General features: G+C 67.5%; 10 protein-coding genes and 1 tRNA gene. 7 read left to right on the forward strand and 4 right to left on the reverse strand.

The window, feature by feature from the left end; translation table 11 throughout:
* Window positions 1-161: 161 nt before the first annotated feature.
* Together QH196_RS26585 and gltB are read right to left on the reverse strand one after the other, a co-directional pair.
* Entirely contained in the window at window positions 162-1,631 is a 1,470-nt protein-coding gene (locus QH196_RS26585) for a glutamate synthase subunit beta (protein ID WP_280418577.1), read from the reverse strand.
* Entirely contained in the window at window positions 1,624-6,276 is a 4,653-nt protein-coding gene (gene gltB, locus QH196_RS26590) for a glutamate synthase large subunit (protein WP_280418578.1), read from the reverse strand. Before gltB ends, QH196_RS26585 begins: the two co-directional genes overlap by 8 nt.
* Window positions 6,277-7,199: 923 nt before the next feature.
* Here gltB and QH196_RS26595 point away from each other — a divergent pair.
* The 5 genes from QH196_RS26595 to QH196_RS26615 all read left to right on the forward strand — a co-directional run bounded on the left by QH196_RS26595 (window position 7,200) and on the right by QH196_RS26615 (window position 13,296).
* Complete coding sequence (locus QH196_RS26595; protein ID WP_280418579.1) at window positions 7,200-8,873, forward strand: DUF4407 domain-containing protein; 1,674 nt, start codon at window positions 7,200-7,202, stop codon at window positions 8,871-8,873.
* A gap of 264 nt (window positions 8,874-9,137) precedes the next feature.
* On the forward strand, window positions 9,138-9,974 hold the full coding sequence (locus QH196_RS26600) for a hypothetical protein (protein WP_280418580.1): 837 nt from the start codon (window positions 9,138-9,140) through the stop codon (window positions 9,972-9,974).
* Window positions 9,971-10,996 carry a DUF4129 domain-containing protein gene (locus QH196_RS26605; RefSeq protein ID WP_280418581.1) on the forward strand — a complete coding sequence of 342 codons (1,026 nt, stop codon included), beginning with the start codon at window positions 9,971-9,973 and terminating at the stop codon, window positions 10,994-10,996. Before QH196_RS26600 ends, QH196_RS26605 begins: the two co-directional genes overlap by 4 nt.
* The gene (locus QH196_RS26610) at window positions 10,993-11,997 is read left to right on the forward strand and encodes an AAA family ATPase (RefSeq protein WP_280418582.1); all 1,005 of its coding nucleotides are present in this window, start codon (window positions 10,993-10,995) and stop codon (window positions 11,995-11,997) included. The genes QH196_RS26605 and QH196_RS26610 overlap by 4 nt, the downstream gene beginning before the upstream one ends.
* A gap of 3 nt (window positions 11,998-12,000) precedes the next feature.
* Window positions 12,001-13,296 carry a DUF58 domain-containing protein gene (locus QH196_RS26615; RefSeq protein ID WP_280418583.1) on the forward strand — a complete coding sequence of 432 codons (1,296 nt, stop codon included), beginning with the start codon at window positions 12,001-12,003 and terminating at the stop codon, window positions 13,294-13,296.
* Here the strand turns inward: QH196_RS26615 and QH196_RS26620 are convergent.
* Window positions 13,274-14,044 carry an RDD family protein gene (locus QH196_RS26620; RefSeq protein ID WP_280418584.1) on the reverse strand — a complete coding sequence of 257 codons (771 nt, stop codon included), beginning with the start codon at window positions 14,042-14,044 and terminating at the stop codon, window positions 13,274-13,276. The two genes, QH196_RS26615 and QH196_RS26620, sit on opposite strands and share 23 nt — an antisense overlap.
* Window positions 14,045-14,150: 106 nt before the next feature.
* Between QH196_RS26620 and QH196_RS26625 the strand changes: the two genes are divergently transcribed.
* A complete protein-coding gene (locus QH196_RS26625) occupies window positions 14,151-15,146 on the forward strand; it encodes a stage II sporulation protein M (protein ID WP_280418585.1) in 996 nt (331 codons plus the stop codon).
* 811 nt (window positions 15,147-15,957) lie between these two features.
* On the opposite strand, the gene QH196_RS26630 is transcribed toward QH196_RS26625, so the two are convergent.
* Window positions 15,958-16,040, reverse strand: a tRNA-Leu gene (locus QH196_RS26630).
* Between the two features lie 249 nt (window positions 16,041-16,289).
* On the opposite strand from QH196_RS26630, the gene QH196_RS26635 reads away from it, so the two are divergent.
* Window positions 16,290-17,657 (forward strand): FhaA domain-containing protein, encoded by a 1,368-nt coding sequence (locus QH196_RS26635; RefSeq protein WP_280418586.1) that lies wholly within the window; start codon window positions 16,290-16,292, stop codon window positions 17,655-17,657.
* The last annotated feature ends 51 nt before the right edge of the window (window positions 17,658-17,708 follow it).

Here is a 17,708-nt window from a genome sequence, read left to right on the forward strand (position 1 = left end):
CTCCCCCCCCCCCCGCCCCCCCCCCCACCACCCCAAACAACACCCCCCCCCCCCCCCCCCCCCCCCCCCCCCCCCCCCCCCCCCCCCCCCCCCCCCCCCCCCCCCCCCCCCCCCCCCCCCCCCCCCCCCCCCCCCCCCCCGTCGGGTATTCGGTGCCTAGCTCAGCGCTGCGCGACCGCGGTCGGCGGGATGGGCGCCGGCAGGGCGGTTTCGCCCTCCAGGTACTCGTCCACCGCCGAAGCCGCCGCGCGACCCTCGGCGATCGCCCACACGATCAGTGACTGGCCGCGGCCCATATCGCCGGCGACGAAGACGCCGGGGATATTGGTGGCCCACTTCTTGTCCCGCTGGACATTGCCGCGCTGGTCGTAGCCGACACCGAGATCGGTGAGCAGCCCGGGCTTGTCCGGCCCGACGAAGCCCATGGCCAGCAGGACGAGATCGGCCTCGAGGGTGAAATCGGTGCCCTCGACCTTCTCGAACCGGCCGTTGACCATCTTGACCTCGTGCGCTTCGAGTCCGGTCACCTTGCCATCGGAACCGACGAAACGTTCGGTGTTCACCGAGAACACCCGCTCGCCGCCCTCTTCGTGCGCCGAGGAAACCCGGTACATGAGCGGATAGGTCGGCCACGGGGTGGAGCCGGCGCGTTCGGCCGGCGGCCGCGGCATGATCTCGAACTGGTGCACGCTGGCCGCGCCCTGGCGGTGCGAGGTGCCCAGGCAGTCGGCGCCGGTGTCACCGCCGCCGATGATGACGACCTTCTTGCCGTGCGCGTGGATCGGCGGCAGTCCCTGCTCGTCGGTCACGTCATCGCCCTGCTGAACCCGGTTGGCCCAGGGCAGGAACTCCATCGCCTGATGGATACCGTCCAGCTCACGGCCCGGAATGGGCAGATCGCGGGCCTGGGTGGCGCCACCGGCGAGGACCACCGCGTCGTACCGCTCGCGCAGTTCGTCGGCGGTGATATCGACACCGACGTTCACCCCGGCCTTGAAGATCGTGCCCTCGGCCTCCATCTGCGCCAGCCGGCGGTCGATGAAACGCTTCTCCATCTTGAATTCCGGAATGCCGTACCGCATCAGGCCACCGATCCGGTCGGCGCGCTCGAAGACGGTCACGGTGTGCCCGGCGCGGGTGAGCTGCTGAGCGGCGGCCAGACCCGCGGGCCCGGAACCGACAACGGCGACCTTTTTACCGGTGAGCCGGGTCGGGTACACCGGCGCGACCCAGCCCTCGTCGAAGGCGTTCTCGATGAGTTCGACCTCGACCTGCTTGATGGTCACCGGATCCTGGTTGATACCGAGTACGCAGGATGCCTCGCACGGAGCCGGGCACAGCCGCCCGGTGAATTCCGGGAAGTTGTTCGTGGCGTGCAGCCGGTCGATGCCCTCGCGCCAACGGTCCTGGTAGACCAGGTCGTTCCACTCGGGGATCAGGTTACCCAGGGGGCAACCGTTGTGGCAGAACGGAATACCGCAGTCCATACAGCGGCTGGCCTGCCGCTGCAGGGTTTCGTGCGGAAAACCCTCCTGGTAGACCTCTTTCCAGTCCATCAGGCGCAACGGCACCGGACGACGTTCGGGCAGCTCCCGTGAGGTGTGCTTCAGAAAACCTTGGGTGTCAGCCACGAGCGGCCTCCATAATCGCCTCGTCGACGTCTTTACCGCTCTTCTCGGCCTCGGAGATGGCGAGCAGCACCTTCTTGTACTCGCGCGGCATGACTTTCACAAAGTGGTTCACCTGCTGCGACCAGTCGCCCAGGATCCGTTCGGCCACAGCGGAACCGGTCTGTTCCCGGTGCCGGCCGACAATATCGCGCAGCCAGGTGAAATCGTCACCGGACAGCGCCTCGATGGCGTCCGCCTGTTCCGGGTTGACCCGGCCGCTGAACGTGTTGTCGGGGTCGTAGACGAACGCGATACCGCCGGACATACCGGCGCCGAAGTTGCGTCCGGTATCGCCGAGGATCACGACGCGGCCACCGGTCATGTATTCGCAGGCGTGATCGCCCACGCCCTCGACCACCGCGGTCGCGCCGGAGTTGCGCACGGCGAACCGTTCGCCCACCACACCGTTGATGAACGCCTGGCCGCTGGTCGCGCCGAACAGGATCACGTTGCCCGCGATGATGTTCTCCTCGGCGACGAACTCCGCCGGGGCGTTGGGTGCCGGACGCACCACCAGGTGGCCACCCGAAAGACCCTTACCGACATAGTCGTTCGCGTCACCCTGTACCCGCAGGGTGATACCCGCCGGGACGAAGGCACCGAAGCTGTTACCGGCCGAACCGGTGAGCGTGATGTCGATGGTGTCGTCGGGCAGACCGGCGCCGCCGTAGAGCTTGGTCACCTCGTGGCCGAGCATGGTGCCGACCGTCCGGTTCACGTTCGTGATCTTGGTATCGATCTTGACCGGTTTACCGAACTCGAGCGCATCGCGGCTCTGCGCGATCAACTCGTTGTCCAGTGCCTTGTCCAGGCCGTGGTCCTGCTCCTTGGTGCGCCGGCGGTCCTGGAACATGAACGCCGTCTCGACATCGTCGAGGATCGGCGACAGATCCAGTTTGCTGGCCTTCCAATGCTGCTTGGCCTTGGTGGTGTCGAGCAGATCGACCCGGCCGACAGCCTCGTCCAGGCTGCGGAAACCGAGTTCGGCCAGCAGTTCCCGGACCTCTTCGGCGATGAACATGAAGAAGTTCTCGACGAACTCCGGCTTACCGGTGAACCGGTCGCGCAGCACGGGATTCTGAGTGGCCACACCCACCGGGCAGGTATCGAGGTGGCAGACCCGCATCATGATGCAGCCGGAAACCACCAGCGGCGCGGTCGCGAAACCGTACTCCTCGGCACCGAGCAGTGCGGCGACCACGACATCGCGGCCGGTCTTCATCTGGCCGTCGACCTGCACCACGATCCGGTCGCGCAGGCCGTTGAGCAGCAGGGTCTGCTGGGTTTCGGCCAGGCCGAGCTCCCACGGCCCACCCGCGTGCTTGAGCGAGGTGAGCGGCGACGCACCGGTGCCACCGTCGTGACCGGAAATCAGCACCACATCGGCGTGCGCCTTGGACACGCCCGCCGCGACGGTGCCGACACCGGGCTCGGCGACAAGTTTCACGTGAATCCGCGCCTGCGGGTTCGCGTTCTTCAGGTCGTGGATGAGCTGCGCCAGATCCTCGATCGAGTAGATATCGTGATGCGGCGGCGGCGAGATCAGGCCCACGCCCGGCGTCGAATGCCGGACCTCGGCGACCCACGGATACACCTTGTGCGCGGGCAGCTGGCCGCCCTCGCCCGGCTTGGCGCCCTGGGCCATCTTGATCTGGATATCGGTGCAGTTGGTCAGGTAATGCGCCGTGACACCGAACCGGCCCGAAGCGACCTGCTTGATCGCGCTGCGCCGCCAGTCGCCGTTGTCTTCCGGCTCGAACCGGGCCGGCGATTCGCCGCCCTCACCGGAATTGGACCGGCCACCCAGCCGGTTCATCGCGATCGCCAGGGTTTCGTGCGCCTCGGCCGAAATCGAGCCGTAGCTCATCGCACCGGTGGAGAAACGCTTGACGATCTCGGAAGCGGGCTCGACCTCCTCGATCGAGATCGGCGACCGCGCACCCTTCTTGAACTTGATCAGGCCGCGCAGCGAGGCCAGCCGCTCGGACTGGTCGTCGACCAGCTTGGTGTACTCCTTGAAGATCGAGTACTGCCCGCTGCGGGTGGCGTGCTGGAGCTTGAACACCGTATCCGGGTTGAACAGGTGGTATTCACCCTCACGCCGCCACTGGTACTCGCCGCCGACCTCGAGCTCGCGGTGCGCGCGCTCGTTGCGGTTCTCCAGGAACGCGACCGAATGCCGGGTTGCCACATCGGTGGCGATCTCGTCCAGGCCGATACCACCCAGATGCGACCGCAGACCGGTGAAGTATTCGTCCACCAGGTCCTGCGACAGGCCGATCACCTGGAACAACTGCGCACCGTTGTAGGAGGCGACCGTGGAGATGCCCATCTTGGACATCACTTTCAGCACGCCCTTGCTCGCGGCCTTGTTGTAGTTCGCAACCGCCTTGCGGTAATCGGCCGCCAGGTCGCCGGTGCTGCCGGGAACGCTCAGCGCGCCCCGCTCGAGCATGTCCTCGATCGATTCGAAGGCCATGTACGGGTTGATCGCGGCGGCACCGAAACCGACGAGGGTGGCCATATGGTGCACCTCGCGGGCGTCACCGGCCTCCACCACCAGACCGACCATGGTCCGGGTGCGTTCCCGGACCAGGTGGTGGTGCACCGACGCGGTGAGCAGCAGCGACGGGATCGGCGCAAGCTTCTCGTTGGATTCGCGGTCCGACAGCACGATGATGCGGGCGCCGCCGTCGATCGCGGCCGAGACCTGGGTGTTGATGGCGTCGAGTGCGCGGCGCAGGCCGTCACCGCCGGCCGAGACCTCGTACAGGCCGCGCACAACGACCGAGCGCAGGCCAGGGTGGCTGCCGTCGTCGTTGATATGGACCAGCTTCGACAGTTCGTCGTTATCGATGATCGGCTGCTGGATCGCGATCTGCCGGCAGGATTCCGGGCTCGGGTGCAGCAGATCGGCCTCCGGGCCGATATGCCGGCGCAGGCTGGTGACGACCTCTTCCCGGATGGCGTCCAGCGGCGGGTTGGTGACCTGCGCGAACTGCTGGGAGAAGTAGTCGAACAGCAACCGCGGCCGCGCCGAGAGCACGGCGATCGGGGTATCGGTACCCATCGAGCCCAGCGCCTCGGCACCGGTTTTGGCCATCGGGGAGATGAGCAGGTTCAGTTCCTCGGTGGTGTACCCGAAGATCTGCTGCCGGATGAGCACCCGGTCGTGCGACATATGCACATGCGGGCGGTCGGGCAGATCGGAGAGGTGCTTGATCCCGGCGTCGAGCCATTCCCGGTACGGATGCTCGGCGGCCAGCTGCGCCTTGATCTCCTCGTCGTCGACGATCCGGCCCTGCGCGGTGTCCACCAGGAACATACGACCCGGCTGCAGGCGGATCTTACGCACGACCTTGGACTGGTCGATATCCAGCACACCGACCTCGGAGGCCATGACCACCAGGCCGTCCTCGGTGACCCAGATCCGGCTCGGGCGCAGACCGTTACGGTCCAGCACGGCGCCGATGACGGTGCCGTCGGTGAAGCACACCGAGGCAGGGCCATCCCACGGCTCCATGAGCATGGAGTGGTACTCGTAGAACGCCCGGCGCTGCGGATCCATGTTCTCGTTGCGTTCCCAGGCCTCGGGGATCATCATCAGCACCGCGTGCGGCAGGGTACGGCCACCCAGGTGCAGCAGTTCGAGGACCTCGTCGAAGCGCGCGGTATCGCTGGCGCCCGGGGTGCAGACCGGGAAGATCTTCTCCAGGCGGTTCTTCCCAGCGGAATCTTTGCCGAAGACATCCGAACGCAGCAGCGCCTCGCGAGCCCGCATCCAGTTCTCGTTACCGGCAACGGTGTTGATCTCGCCGTTGTGCGCGACCCGGCGGAACGGATGGGCCAGCGGCCACGACGGGAAGGTATTGGTGGAGAACCGGGAGTGCACGATGCCCAGGGCGCTTTCCACCCGGTCGTCCTGCAGGTCCAGGTAGAACGCACGCAACTGCGGTGTGGTGAACATGCCCTTGTAGACGAAGGTCTGCCCGGACAGGCTCGGGAAGTACACCGATTCTTTACCGACCGCGCCCTCGCCCGCGCCGGCCTTGCCCAGTTCGTGCTCCACCCGCTTGCGGATGACATAGGCACGCCGTTCCAGGTCCATCCCGGTCAGCTGCTCGTCGGCGCCTGCGGGCGAGCCGATGAAGAGCTGCCGGAACAGCGGCATGGCATCACGGGAGAGCGCGCCGAGCGACGATTCGTCGATCGGTACCTCGCGCCAGCCGAGGACCGCCAGGCCCTCTTCCTTGACGATCTTCTCGACGCCGTAGGAAGCCCGCGCCGCCTCGCGCCGGGCCTGCGGCAGGAAGGCGATACCGGTGGCGTAGGAGCCCTCCGGCGGCAGCTCGAAATCGACGACTGCACGGAAGAAGCGGTCGGGAACCTGGATCAGGATGCCCGCGCCGTCGCCGGAGTTCGGCTCGGCGCCCGCGGCGCCGCGGTGCTCGAGGTTCAACAGGGCCGTAATGGCCTTGTCGACGATGTCACGGCTGCGGCGGCCGTGCATATCACCGACGAACGCGACGCCACATGCGTCGTGCTCGTGCGCCGGGTCATAGAGCCCGATGGGTCCGGGGGACCTGTGGCCAGGTAGTTGCGTCATGCCTCTGCCTTCGAGAAAGTCGACCTCGACGTGGGTGCGGCCTGGAGAGAACGCCCTGTCGAACGCCGGTACTGTCGAACGCTCCCTAAAGGACTGCGTTCGTACGTTGGCCGACACCAGCCGCGCTGATGGTGTTCGGCGTGCAGTCACGTCTGAAGTTGTTTCCACCTGCGGTTGTGCGCCGGTGCCCGCCGGTAACGAAGCGCTTACGCGCTCGGAACCCGGATACGGGTTTCGCCCGCTAGGCTGGCCTTGCCGATAGGTTGCCCGAACGTGCTTTCGGCCGGACATCGGTATGTGCGGCGTAAGAGCAAACGATAAGCCAGGCTCGGAACCCAACCAACCAAGGCTCCCCTAATAAATTGGGCTGCCAGGCCTTGAGCTGGGCTTCTTCATTCATTCCTCCACGTATGCGCGTTTTCTAGTGTAAAGCAGCGTTCCGGCTGAAATCGATTCCGGATCGACCCTCCGAACAGCGGCGATCCACCCGTCCGGCGCATTTCCCGATGCCTCGTCGCATCCGCCGAACCCACGCTCACCTGCATCGAAGATGAATTCCCGGCGGCGGCCATCGGCAAACCCACCCGCCCGCGGCTAACTGTCACACACCGCGATGAGATGTTCGTGACAGCGTCGTGACAAGCACAGAACATGATCCGACCGTCCGGACTGTTTTACGTTTCCAGTGGTACAGCACACGGTCAGCAAACGCTCATTCGAGTGGTTTACGCCACATTTACATACGGCAATCGCGGCTCTTTCCCGTTGCGGGAACGCACAATTCGGCCTGGCCATATACTCCGCCGGACCCGGCCGGCAGTCCTCGGCACGACATGCTCACCGTCGCCTGTGAAGATGACCACACCAGCGCGCGAGGGCTCGATGCACTGCCGTGCCGCCTGTCACGCTGAGACAACGAATCGATGACAGCTGCAGAGGTTATGGGTCCCATGAGCGTCACCGGCATGTTCATCTGGCTCGGCGGCGGACAGCCCACCGAGACCACCGACGGATATGAGCGCACCGGCTATATCGTCACCGGCACGGGTGTTGCGCTGTTCGCGCTGGTCTCCGCGGGAGTCACCGGAGCCGCCTTGGAGTACGGCGAGTGGCCGGCCGGCGCGGTGCTGCCCACGGCATTGATCACCGGGCTGCTCATGGGCCTGGTGGGCCGCGCCCTGGCCGGTGCCCAACCCGCCGCCCGGCCCGACCGGACCGCGGGCACCACCGATATTGCGGCGGTGGCGACCCGTCTCGGGGTGACCGCGCTGACCGGCCTGATGGTGGCCGAACTGGCCACCACCGTGTTGTTCGCCGGCTCGGTCGACCGGATCCTCGACGAACACGCAGTGGCCGCGGCCGCCACCACTCCGGCAGTGCGCGCTGCCCAGGACGAACTGGACCGCGCTGTCGCCGACCGGACCGCACTGGACCGCGATATCGCCGAAGCCTCGGCCGATATCGACAGTGCGCTCATCGTCGCCCGATGTGAGTTCAATCCCGGCCCGGGCTGCCCGCAGACGAAGATCACCGGGGTACCGGGCCGGGGTCCGGAGGCACATACCGCCAACGACATGCTCGACGATGCGCGCACCGCCCTGTCGGCCGCGCAGAGCCGTATCGCTCCGCTGGACACGCGCGTGGACGACGCACGAACCGCGCTGGACGACGCACGAACAGTGGCCACGGCCGAGAGCGATCGCGGTATCGGAGCCCGCTGGGCGGCCATGCACGAGCACACCACCGGTCAGACCGGCGCATTCCTGTTACGACTACTCACTTGGGCCGTCTTCGTGCTGCTGGCCGGCCTCCCGCTGATCCTGCGCCGGTGGCGCGGGGAGACCATGCAGGAGCGACGCCGCGCGGCCGCGGCGGTGGCCGACCGTGCCGAACGTGCCGCCGACGCGGCCATCGCGGAGAAAGAGGCAGAGGTCCGCGCCGAAACCGCCGCCGTGCAGGCAGACCGGCAGCTGGCCGCGGCACGGCTCGAAGCCGAGGCCGATACCGCGATCGACCGGGAACGCCAGCGGACCCGGGTGATCGCCGCGCTCGGTGGGCTGGAGATCGGGGTCACCGAGCGCACCCCCGAACCGGCCGAACAGACGGCGCTGCCGGCCGGGACGGGGTCGGGCCTGCCGGTACCGCCCGAGAAAAGCCCCGCCCGGCCGTCCCGCGGCCTGGAACTCCCGCTGGTCGGCGCGGTTCCGTTCACCGATACCGCAGCCCGCTGGATCGGCCCGCTGGTACCGGGCTTCGTGAGCTCGGCGATCGAAGACGCGCTCGACACCGCGAGCCGGCCACTGCGAACCGCCCGCCACGTCTTCACCGAAGCCGAGGAGATCACCTTCACCCTGCGCCGGGCCCGCAACGTCACGGTCGGCGACGTGGCCGCGGAAGCACGGACCGGACGCGACCGGTCACGCGACAGCGCGTCGCCACGCAACACTGTGGTGGACGCCGAGCTGACCCTGGATCCCGATGCGATCGTCTCGTCGACAACCCGGCTGGAACCCGCGACCGGTACCGCACTGCCGGGACGCACAGCGGGAGAACTGCCGGAAGGGCGCACCTCTCGGGAACTGCCTCCCGGCACTTGAACGGCGTCCCGCGCGGATCCGGACGGAGTCCACAGGGGTTGCGCCGCAGAGCGCGGCGCAACCGGTTCGACGACCCGCGCCACCCCACAGGCACCCCGGGGGCCGAATCGGGACTGTGGCCGGCCCGGTACGCAAGTGCGGCCGAATCATCCCCGGCCCGCACCCCGCCTACCGGTTAGACTCGGCCGCGTGCAGCCTGCCGCCCCAACGGCCGGCTCCGTCGGGGCGGGAGCAGATCCGGAACACCGAGCCCGGAAAACGACGGTGCCGATCCGTCCGCTGAGTTTCCGGGAACTGCTCGATGAGCCGTTCGCGCTGCTGCAGGCCGATATCCGGGTGATTGCCGGATGCGCCGCGCCGCTGCTGGTGGCCGGTGGATCGGTGGTGGTGGCGATCATCGGACTCGTCTCCCACCTGACCGGCGGATCCGACGTCGGCACCGCGCTCGCCGCACTGTGCGCGACACTCGTCGCCGCCTGGATCATCCGGACCGTGCTGCGCGGGGTCACCGTGACGACGGGCCTCGCCCGCGCGGGCGGCGCTCCGATCGGGGCGCGGGCGGCCGTGTGGCAGACCGGGCACCGCCTGGGTCCGTTGCTGCTGACCCAGGTGTCGTACACCGCGATCGGTCTCGCCGTGCTCGCGCCGAGCGTGCTGTTCCTCCCGTTCGGTTTCCTCGGCATCGTCTGGTTCCTGCTCGTCTACCCCTTCTGCTGGTTCGGCCTGGCGTGGTTACGAGCGCGGCATCTGGTGGCGGCACCGGTTCTTTTCGCCGAAAACGCCCCGGCCCGCGCGGCGCTCGCGCGCGCCGGGGTGCTCACCGGCACGCTGCGAATGCAGCGAACCGGTGTCTGGATCTGCCGGCAGCTGGTCTACGCGGTGCTGACAGCTCCCCTACTGGGCCTCGCGCTGTTCGTCAGCGATATCTCCGGCACCCATCGCTGGCCCTTCCTCGTCCTGAGCACCGGTACCGGGCTGCTGCTGGCGGCCTTCACCGAGATCGTGGAATCCGGCGCCCGGGTAGTCGGCTACCTCGATCTCCGCTGCCGCCGTGAGGGTATGGATATCCGGATTCCCGTCGCGAGCAGAGGTCCTCGGTGACCGATCCGCATCACACCGTCCCGGAACGGCCGTATCTCGGTACCGCGGACACCCACCGCGCCGCCGCCGAACACGCCGCGGCACAGGGCGATTACGACACCGCACTGCGCGAGCGATTTCGCGCGGTGCTGCGCGGGCTGGAGCAGCGCGGCGTACTCGAAGTGCGTCGTTCCCGCACTGCCCGCGAGACTTCCCATGAGGTCGCGGCGGCGCTACCGTCCGAGCTCTCCGGCGAAATCCCCCCGGCCGCCGGAGCGTTCGACGAGGTCGTCTACGGCGGCCGACCCGCGGGGGCCGACGAATACCATCGGCTGGCCCGGGCCGATCGGTTCTCCGCCGCCGCGCCGCCCCCGGCAGCCGATCCGGTGGAAATCGAGGCCGCCGCGCGCAGCTCCCGGTCGCGGCGCGGCAGCCGGGAGCTCCCCGCGATACTGCGCGACCCCCGCTTCTGGGCGACGCTGGCATCGACGGCGGTCGCGCTGCTGGTGCTCTACGCGATACTGCAGGGCTGCAGCGGTCCCAGCGCACCGGATACTCCGCCCATCGACCCACCGCCGATCGACCCACCGGACGACTACGATCCCGACCTTCCCCGCCCGACCGGTGACGATTCCGTATTCGCCGGCCCGGCCCGGCTGGTCTTCGGGATCCTGCAATTCCTGATCGCCGGCGCAGTACTCGTGTGGTGGCGCGCGCGCCGCCGCGGCGCGGTGGTCGCCGAACCCCGGCCGGTGGAGGTGGCCGCCGGCGAACTACTGTCCGGACAGGCCGGCCTGTACCGCCGCTCCGGCGACCACGCGCATATCGCCGGTGTCCTGCGGGCTGCCACGCTGCGCCGCCTGCGCCGTGCCCTCGGCATCGACGCCGGTATCTCCCCGGATGCCCTGGTGGCCGCGGTGGCCGCCAGGACAGGGGCCGACCCGGACACTGTCGGCGCCGCACTCTACGGATACGTACCGGATGCATCGAGCCTGGAACTCGTTGCCGCGCAACTCGAATGGATCGAAGCGGAGGTCGGATGACCAGCATTGACACCAGTAAGGACGGTCCCGGCGGCCCGGCAGCGCCCACGGCCGGTGCGGCCGCGGCGGCGTTCGCCGCTCTGCGCACCGAGATCGGGAAGGCGGTCGTCGGCAACGACAACGCGGTCATGTATCTCGTACTCGCCCTGCTGTGCCGCGGCCATGTACTGCTCGAGGGCGTGCCCGGGGTGGCGAAAACGCTACTGGTCCGGGCGCTGGCCACCGCCCTGGAACTCGACCACAGCCGGGTCCAGTTCACGCCCGACCTGATGCCCGGCGATGTCACCGGCTCACAGATCTACGACCCGCATTCGGCCGAGTTCACCTTCCGCGACGGCCCGGTTTTCACCAACCTGCTGCTGGCCGACGAAATCAACCGCACGCCACCGAAAACCCAGTCCGCGCTTCTGGAATCGATGGAAGAACGCCAGGTCTCGGTCGACGGACGGCCCCGCCCCCTGCCCGACCCCTTCGTGGTGGTCGCCACGCAGAACCCGATCGAGCAAGAGGGCACCTACCCGCTACCCGAGGCCCAGCTGGACCGTTTCCTGTTCAAGGTGGATATCCACCTGCCCGAACGCGACGACGAATTCCGCATCCTGCAGCGGCATGCCCAGGGCTTCGATCCCCGCGACCTCGCCGCCGCCGGATTGCGCCCGGTGGCCGGTCCCGCGCATATCGCCGCGGCCCGGGCCGCGATCGCGGAAGTCGCGATCCGTCCCGAAGTGCTCGCCTACATTGTCGACCTCTGCCGCGCCACCCGGACCGCGACGGCCGTCGCGCACGGCGCCTCCACCCGCGGTGCGACCTCCCTCATGGCCGCAGCCAGGGCTCTGGCCTGGTTGAACGGACGAGGTTTCGTGACCCCCGACGATGTGAAAACCGTTGCGGTGGCCGTCCTGCGGCACCGGCTGCAGCTGCGTCCCGAGGCCGAGATCGATGGGATCACCGGCGAGCAGGTGCTGGCCGGCCTGCTGCAATCCGTTCCGGTTCCGGTGTAATCCGTGGTCGTCACGGGCCGGTTGTTCGGAACCGCGGTCGCGGCGGCGGTTTTCGTCACGGTGGTGTCGCCGTCGTGGTTCGGAGTTCTCTTGACGACCGCACTACTGTGCGCGCTGGCCGCGACCGATCGCGCTCTCACCGCCGATAGCGCGGACGTGGTGCTGGAGCGGACGGAACTCACGGTTCTGCGATTGGGTGCCGCGGCCGAGATCGAGATCGCGGTAACCAATACGGGTCCCCGCGCGGTCCGTGGCCGGTTGTGGGACGACTGGCCCGGCAGCACCGGTGCCGCCGGCCGGGAACACCGGCTGAACCTCCCACCCGGCCACCGTGTCCGCGTGCGCACCACACTCACGCCCACCCGCCGCGGTGATCGCGCCGCCGGCCCGGTCACCGTGCGCCTGTTCGGCCCGCTGGGGCTGGCCGGTCACCAGTTCCAGCGGGTTGTGCCTGCGCGGGTCCGGGCGCTGCCGCCGTTCCACAGCGAACGATTGCTCGGCGGCAAGATCAAGCGATTGCACCATCTGGAAGGCCGGAATGCCGCGGATCTACGCGGCCAGGGCACCGAATTCGATTCGTTCCGCGAATACGTGCCGGGCGATGATGTCCGCACCATCGACTGGCGGGCGACCGCGCGGGCCACCGATGTGCTGGTGCGAACCTGGCGCCCGGAACGCAACCGGCAAGTGCTGATGCTGCTGGACACAGGCCGGATCAGCGCTGCCCGGGTGGGCGGCGGCACTCGCCTCGACAATGCGATCGAGGCGGCCTTGCTACTGGGCAGTCTGGCCGCCACGGCCGGCGATATGGTCGGCCTGCTCGCCTACGACCGCGAGGTACGCGCCGAGGTACGCATCGGAGTCGGACGGGGTGTGCAGCCGAAACTCATGCACGCGCTGGCCGGAGTCACCCCGGCATTGGTCGATACCGATTCCGAAGGCCTGGTGCGGGCCGCGATCCACCGGGCCCGCCGCCGCAGTCTCATCGTCTGGTTCACCGGCCTGGACAGCGCGGCGGTGACCGAGAACCTGCTTCCGGTACTGCCGGTGCTGGCCGAACGCCACCGGGTCCTGATCGTCTCGGTCACCGATCCGGAGATCACCGCCGCGGCCGCCGACCGCAGTGATCTGCGCGCGCTCTACCGCGCGGCGGCCGCCGAGTCCCGGCTCGCCGAACAGGCGGTTGTCCAGGAATCGCTGCGCCGGATGGGTATCGCCGTGATCGCCGCCGCCGGACCGGACCTGCCGGGTGCGCTGGCGGACGAATACCTGGAGCTCAAACGATCGGCAGCCCTGTAATCCGAGCATGCAGCGAACGCCGCTGACGTTCGGCGATCACACTGCCGAGTATCTGCACGGGCGGATAACCGCTCGGCGCCGCGGCCCCGATCCGGGCGCAGACCGCCGTAACCAGCGCCTGACCGATCTCGTGCTGCGCGCCCGGGGTGAGCGTGTCGATGCGGGTCAGGTACTGGCGCACGGCGAGCGCGAGGTCCTCGGGCAACCCGGTGAGATCGAGTCCGGCCGACCATCCGGTGAGCCAAGCCGGTGGTATCGCCAGCGCCGGTAGCGACAACTGCTGCCTGATATGCACGACCACCGTTCCGGCCAGGACATCGCCGACCCGGCGCGCATCGGGAGAGCACACCGAACTCGCCACCGCGATCAGGCCGAAGAGTCCGAGCATCCAGAAATCGACGATCGCGCCGGTCAGGCCGCGGGTGAGCGCATGGCGGAAATCCACGGGACCGCCATCGGCCCGCACCACCCGCAGACCGAGCGCGAGTTTGCCCGGAGTCGCACCGCGCAGCACGGTTTCCCAGAACACGGGATAGCCGACCAGCACAGTGACCAGCGAAACCAACATCAGTGCGGCGAACCAGGGGCTGCTGTCGTCCCCGCGCGTCACGAGCATCACCACGATGAGCAGCACGATCCCGAGCACAATCTGCAGAATCAGATCGAGCACGAACGCCGCGGTGCGGGTCGGGATCCGGGCGACCGGCAGCTGGAGCGCCACCGCTTCCCCCGTCGTGAATTCAGCCATATCGCATAGCATTCTTTCACGGCGACCGGGGTGGTAACCGGCTTCGCCGAACGCGGGGGTACATCACCGGGCGCAGCGACGGAACGGCGGAGCGGGAGGTAAGCCGATGGATGTGGACGCCTACAGCACAAGTCATCGCCAGGCCTGGTCCAGGCTGAACTACCTGACCGGTCGGCGGACCTTGACCGGTGCCGAGGCCGATGAACTCGTGCTGCTCTACCGGCAGACGTCCCAGCAGCTGGCTCGGTTGCAGACACACAGTCCCGAACCCGAACTCGTCGCCGGATTGAGTGCCGTGCTGGCCCGGGCACGCGGCAGAATCGTCGGGAGCTCGCCCGATACCTGGACCGAGATCCGGCGATTCTTCACCCATCGGTTCCCGGCCGCTGTCTACGGGGCATGCGGTTGGTGGCTCGCCGTGGCCGTCGTATTTCTCACCGTGGTGGCGGGCTTCACAACGTGGATCTCGGCGGCCCCCTCGGCGCGTAGAAGCCTTGGGCTGCAAGAGGACACCCGGGCACTCACCGCTCCCGGCGGGGCCTTCGAAACCTATTACACCGAACATCCGAACGACGCATTTGCCGCATTGGTCTGGACCAACAATGCCTGGGTCTCCGCCCTGGCGCTGTTTCTCGGCATCCTGATCCTGCCGGTGCTGTACCTACTGTTCATGAACGCGCTGAATATCGGCGTCACAGCCGGCCTGATGGCCGACGCCGGCCGGCTGGATTCACTGTTCGGCTTTCTCCTGCCCCACGGCATGCTGGAGTTGACAGCGATTTTCATCGCCGGTGGCGCCGGCCTGAAACTCGGCTGGACCCTCATCGATCCGGGACGTGCGAGCCGCGCCGGAGCGGTGGCCCGGCAGGGCCGCACCACCGCCATCATCGCCCTGGGCCTGGTTCCGACGCTGCTGGTAGCGGGTCTGCTGGAAGGTTTCGTCACGCCGAGCGCATTGCCCACACCCGTGCGGATCGCCTGCGGCCTGCTCGCCGAGACACTGTTCCTCGTCTATATCTTCACCGCCGGGCGCAGGGCGAGCGCCGAATCCGAGACCGTTGACGCCGGGCCGACCATCGGCGGACCTCGGAACTACGGATAGACAACGCCGAGCACACAACAGCGGACACCGCTTTGTGAGGTGGCAGCAACGTGACTTCGGTGATCAGTGCGAATTCCCCCATTGAATTCCGCTGGCCGCAGCGAGTCGCCGCTCTAGCTGCGGCCAGCGTTACCGTCGACTCTACACAATCGTTATGCCTACGCAACCCATTGCGTAAGAGGTCACAGGTATAAGTTCGAACCCAGCAAACTCGCAGACAACCCCCATGAGACCCCAGTCCAGCTAACTTTCAGCAGTCCTGCGCGGCCTTACAGCGGTGCTTTCATTTGCAAGTACATTTGGTTTTTACTGGTCACGGCCATATCCGTTACCGGGGTTCCACGCAACCGGAAAGCAGCCCGCGGCAACCACAGCACGAACCGCGGTTAACTCGACCGACCCATCGGCGACCAGGGCATTCGCGAAGGATTAACACGCCCGTCGGGCGGGTCGCCGAGACAAAAGAGACCCCAAGTCGGTTTATTCGCCTCAAACCTTCACGAACCCCGTATTCACCCCCAGGGAAGACCTGCGCATTGTTAACCAGCATGGTTCCAGGACGTGAACTGGGTCACCGACGCCTCCGAATTAGGCAAGCCTCAGCACTGCGGCCGCAACCGAAAATTGGTTGTGTGACCTTGGTCTCATTACGGCATATGTCCGGCACAGGGACTCGAAGCGGCCGCGACTCGGCCCATTCCACCCGGCTCGGCCCGCCTGCCCCACAGAGGCGGCATCGCCCATCCCGGATGCGGCGCGCATCCGGCATCGGAAACGAAAAAAGCCGTGGACGTGGTCCACGGCTTTTCAGTGGGCGAAGGGGGACTTGAACCCCCACGTCCCGAAGGACACTGGCACCTGAAGCCAGCGCGTCTGCCATTCCGCCACTCGCCCGAGCGACGGAAAAGACACTAGCACGGAGAAGACCACGGGGCGAAATCACGTGGTCACAGGCTTGCTGGACGGTCCTGTGACGAGGATTTCGAGGCCCGTTCACACGCGCGGGGAACTCCGTCGCCATTACGGTAGTTACAGGTATAGCCGATCGTGGATATCATGCAGAGAACGTGCTCGTAGAACGACACGCCGCATTCGCGTGTCGTCGTAAAGAATGAGGAGAGACTCACCGAAGGGAGGGCCCAGATGGGGATCGTCTCGAGATTCGAGCGCCGCCTCCAGGGCGCCGTCGGTGACGTCTTTGCCAGGGTCTTCGGCGGGAACGTCGTTCCGCAGGAAGTCGAGGCCGCGCTGCAGCGTGAGGCCGCCGATAGTGTCCAAGATCTCGGCGGTGGGCATCTGCTCGCACCCAACAGTTATGTGATCACCATCAACTCGTCGGACCACCGGCAATTCGATGCCGATCACGACCTCACGACCCGCGCATTCGCCAAACATCTGCAGGATTACATCCGTGAACAAGGATGGCAGACCTACGGCGAAGTACACGTGGTCTTCGAGGCATCCCCTACGCTGCACACCGGAATGTTCAGGACGAGCGGCCGCGTCGACCCCGACGCCGGCCGTGGAGCTGCCTCGGCTCACCGCCCGGAACCGCTACAACGACCCGCTAACCCGCAACCAGGAGCTGGCCCCATGACGCAGAACTCTGGCTACGACCCGAGCCGTGAGCACGCGGAGTCCGATCCACGCAATCGCGGGTACGCTCCCGGACCCGCGGGACGCGGGCCGCAGAACGGCGCGTACCCCGAGGACTACGGTCCCGGCGCGCAGTACAACGGCGCCCCCGACTATCAGAACGGCTACGAATACCAGCAGGGCGGCGCCGCCTACGACCAGCAGGGGTACGGCGGTCAGCAGGGTTATGACCAGGGCGGGTACGCCCAGCAGCCCGGCTACGACCAGGGGTACGACCAGCAGGGCTATGCCCAGCCCGGCTACGACCAGCAGGGGTACGCCCAGCAGCCCGGCTACGACCAGGGCGGGTATGCCCAGCCGGGCTACGACCAGGGCTACCAGGGCCAACCGGGCTACGACCAGGGTTACGACCAGCAGGGCTATGCCCAGCAGGGCGGTTACGACCAGCAGGGCTACGCACAGCCCGGCTACGACCAAGGTTATGACCAGCAGGGCTACGCGCAGCCGGGCTATGACCAGGGGTACGACCAGCAGGGTTATGCCCAGCAAGGCGCGCAAGGGTACCCGCCGGGCGCCCAGCAGGCCCCCTACGGCGCCCAGGGCGGGTACGCACCGGCGGCCGGCCCCGGATTCTCCGCCACGCTGGCGCTCGACGACGGCAGCGGCCGCACCTACCAGCTCCGCGAAGGCAGCAATATCATCGGCCGCGGCCAGGACGCCCATTTCCGGCTCCCGGACACCGGTGTCTCCCGCCGCCATATCGAGGTGCGCTGGGACGGCCAGACCGCGATGCTCTCCGACCTGGGCTCCACCAACGGAACCCTCGTCAACGGTTCACCGGTACAGGACTGGCAGTTGGCCGACGGCGATGTGATCCGTGCCGGGCATTCCGAGATCCTCATCCGTATTGTCTGATGCCGTAGGCTCGCCGTGCGGATCACGGGACGGCTCTCGCATAATAGGGCG

Source organism: Nocardia carnea (genome assembly GCF_029868325.1).
GTDB lineage: Bacteria > Actinomycetota > Actinomycetes > Mycobacteriales > Mycobacteriaceae > Nocardia > Nocardia carnea_C.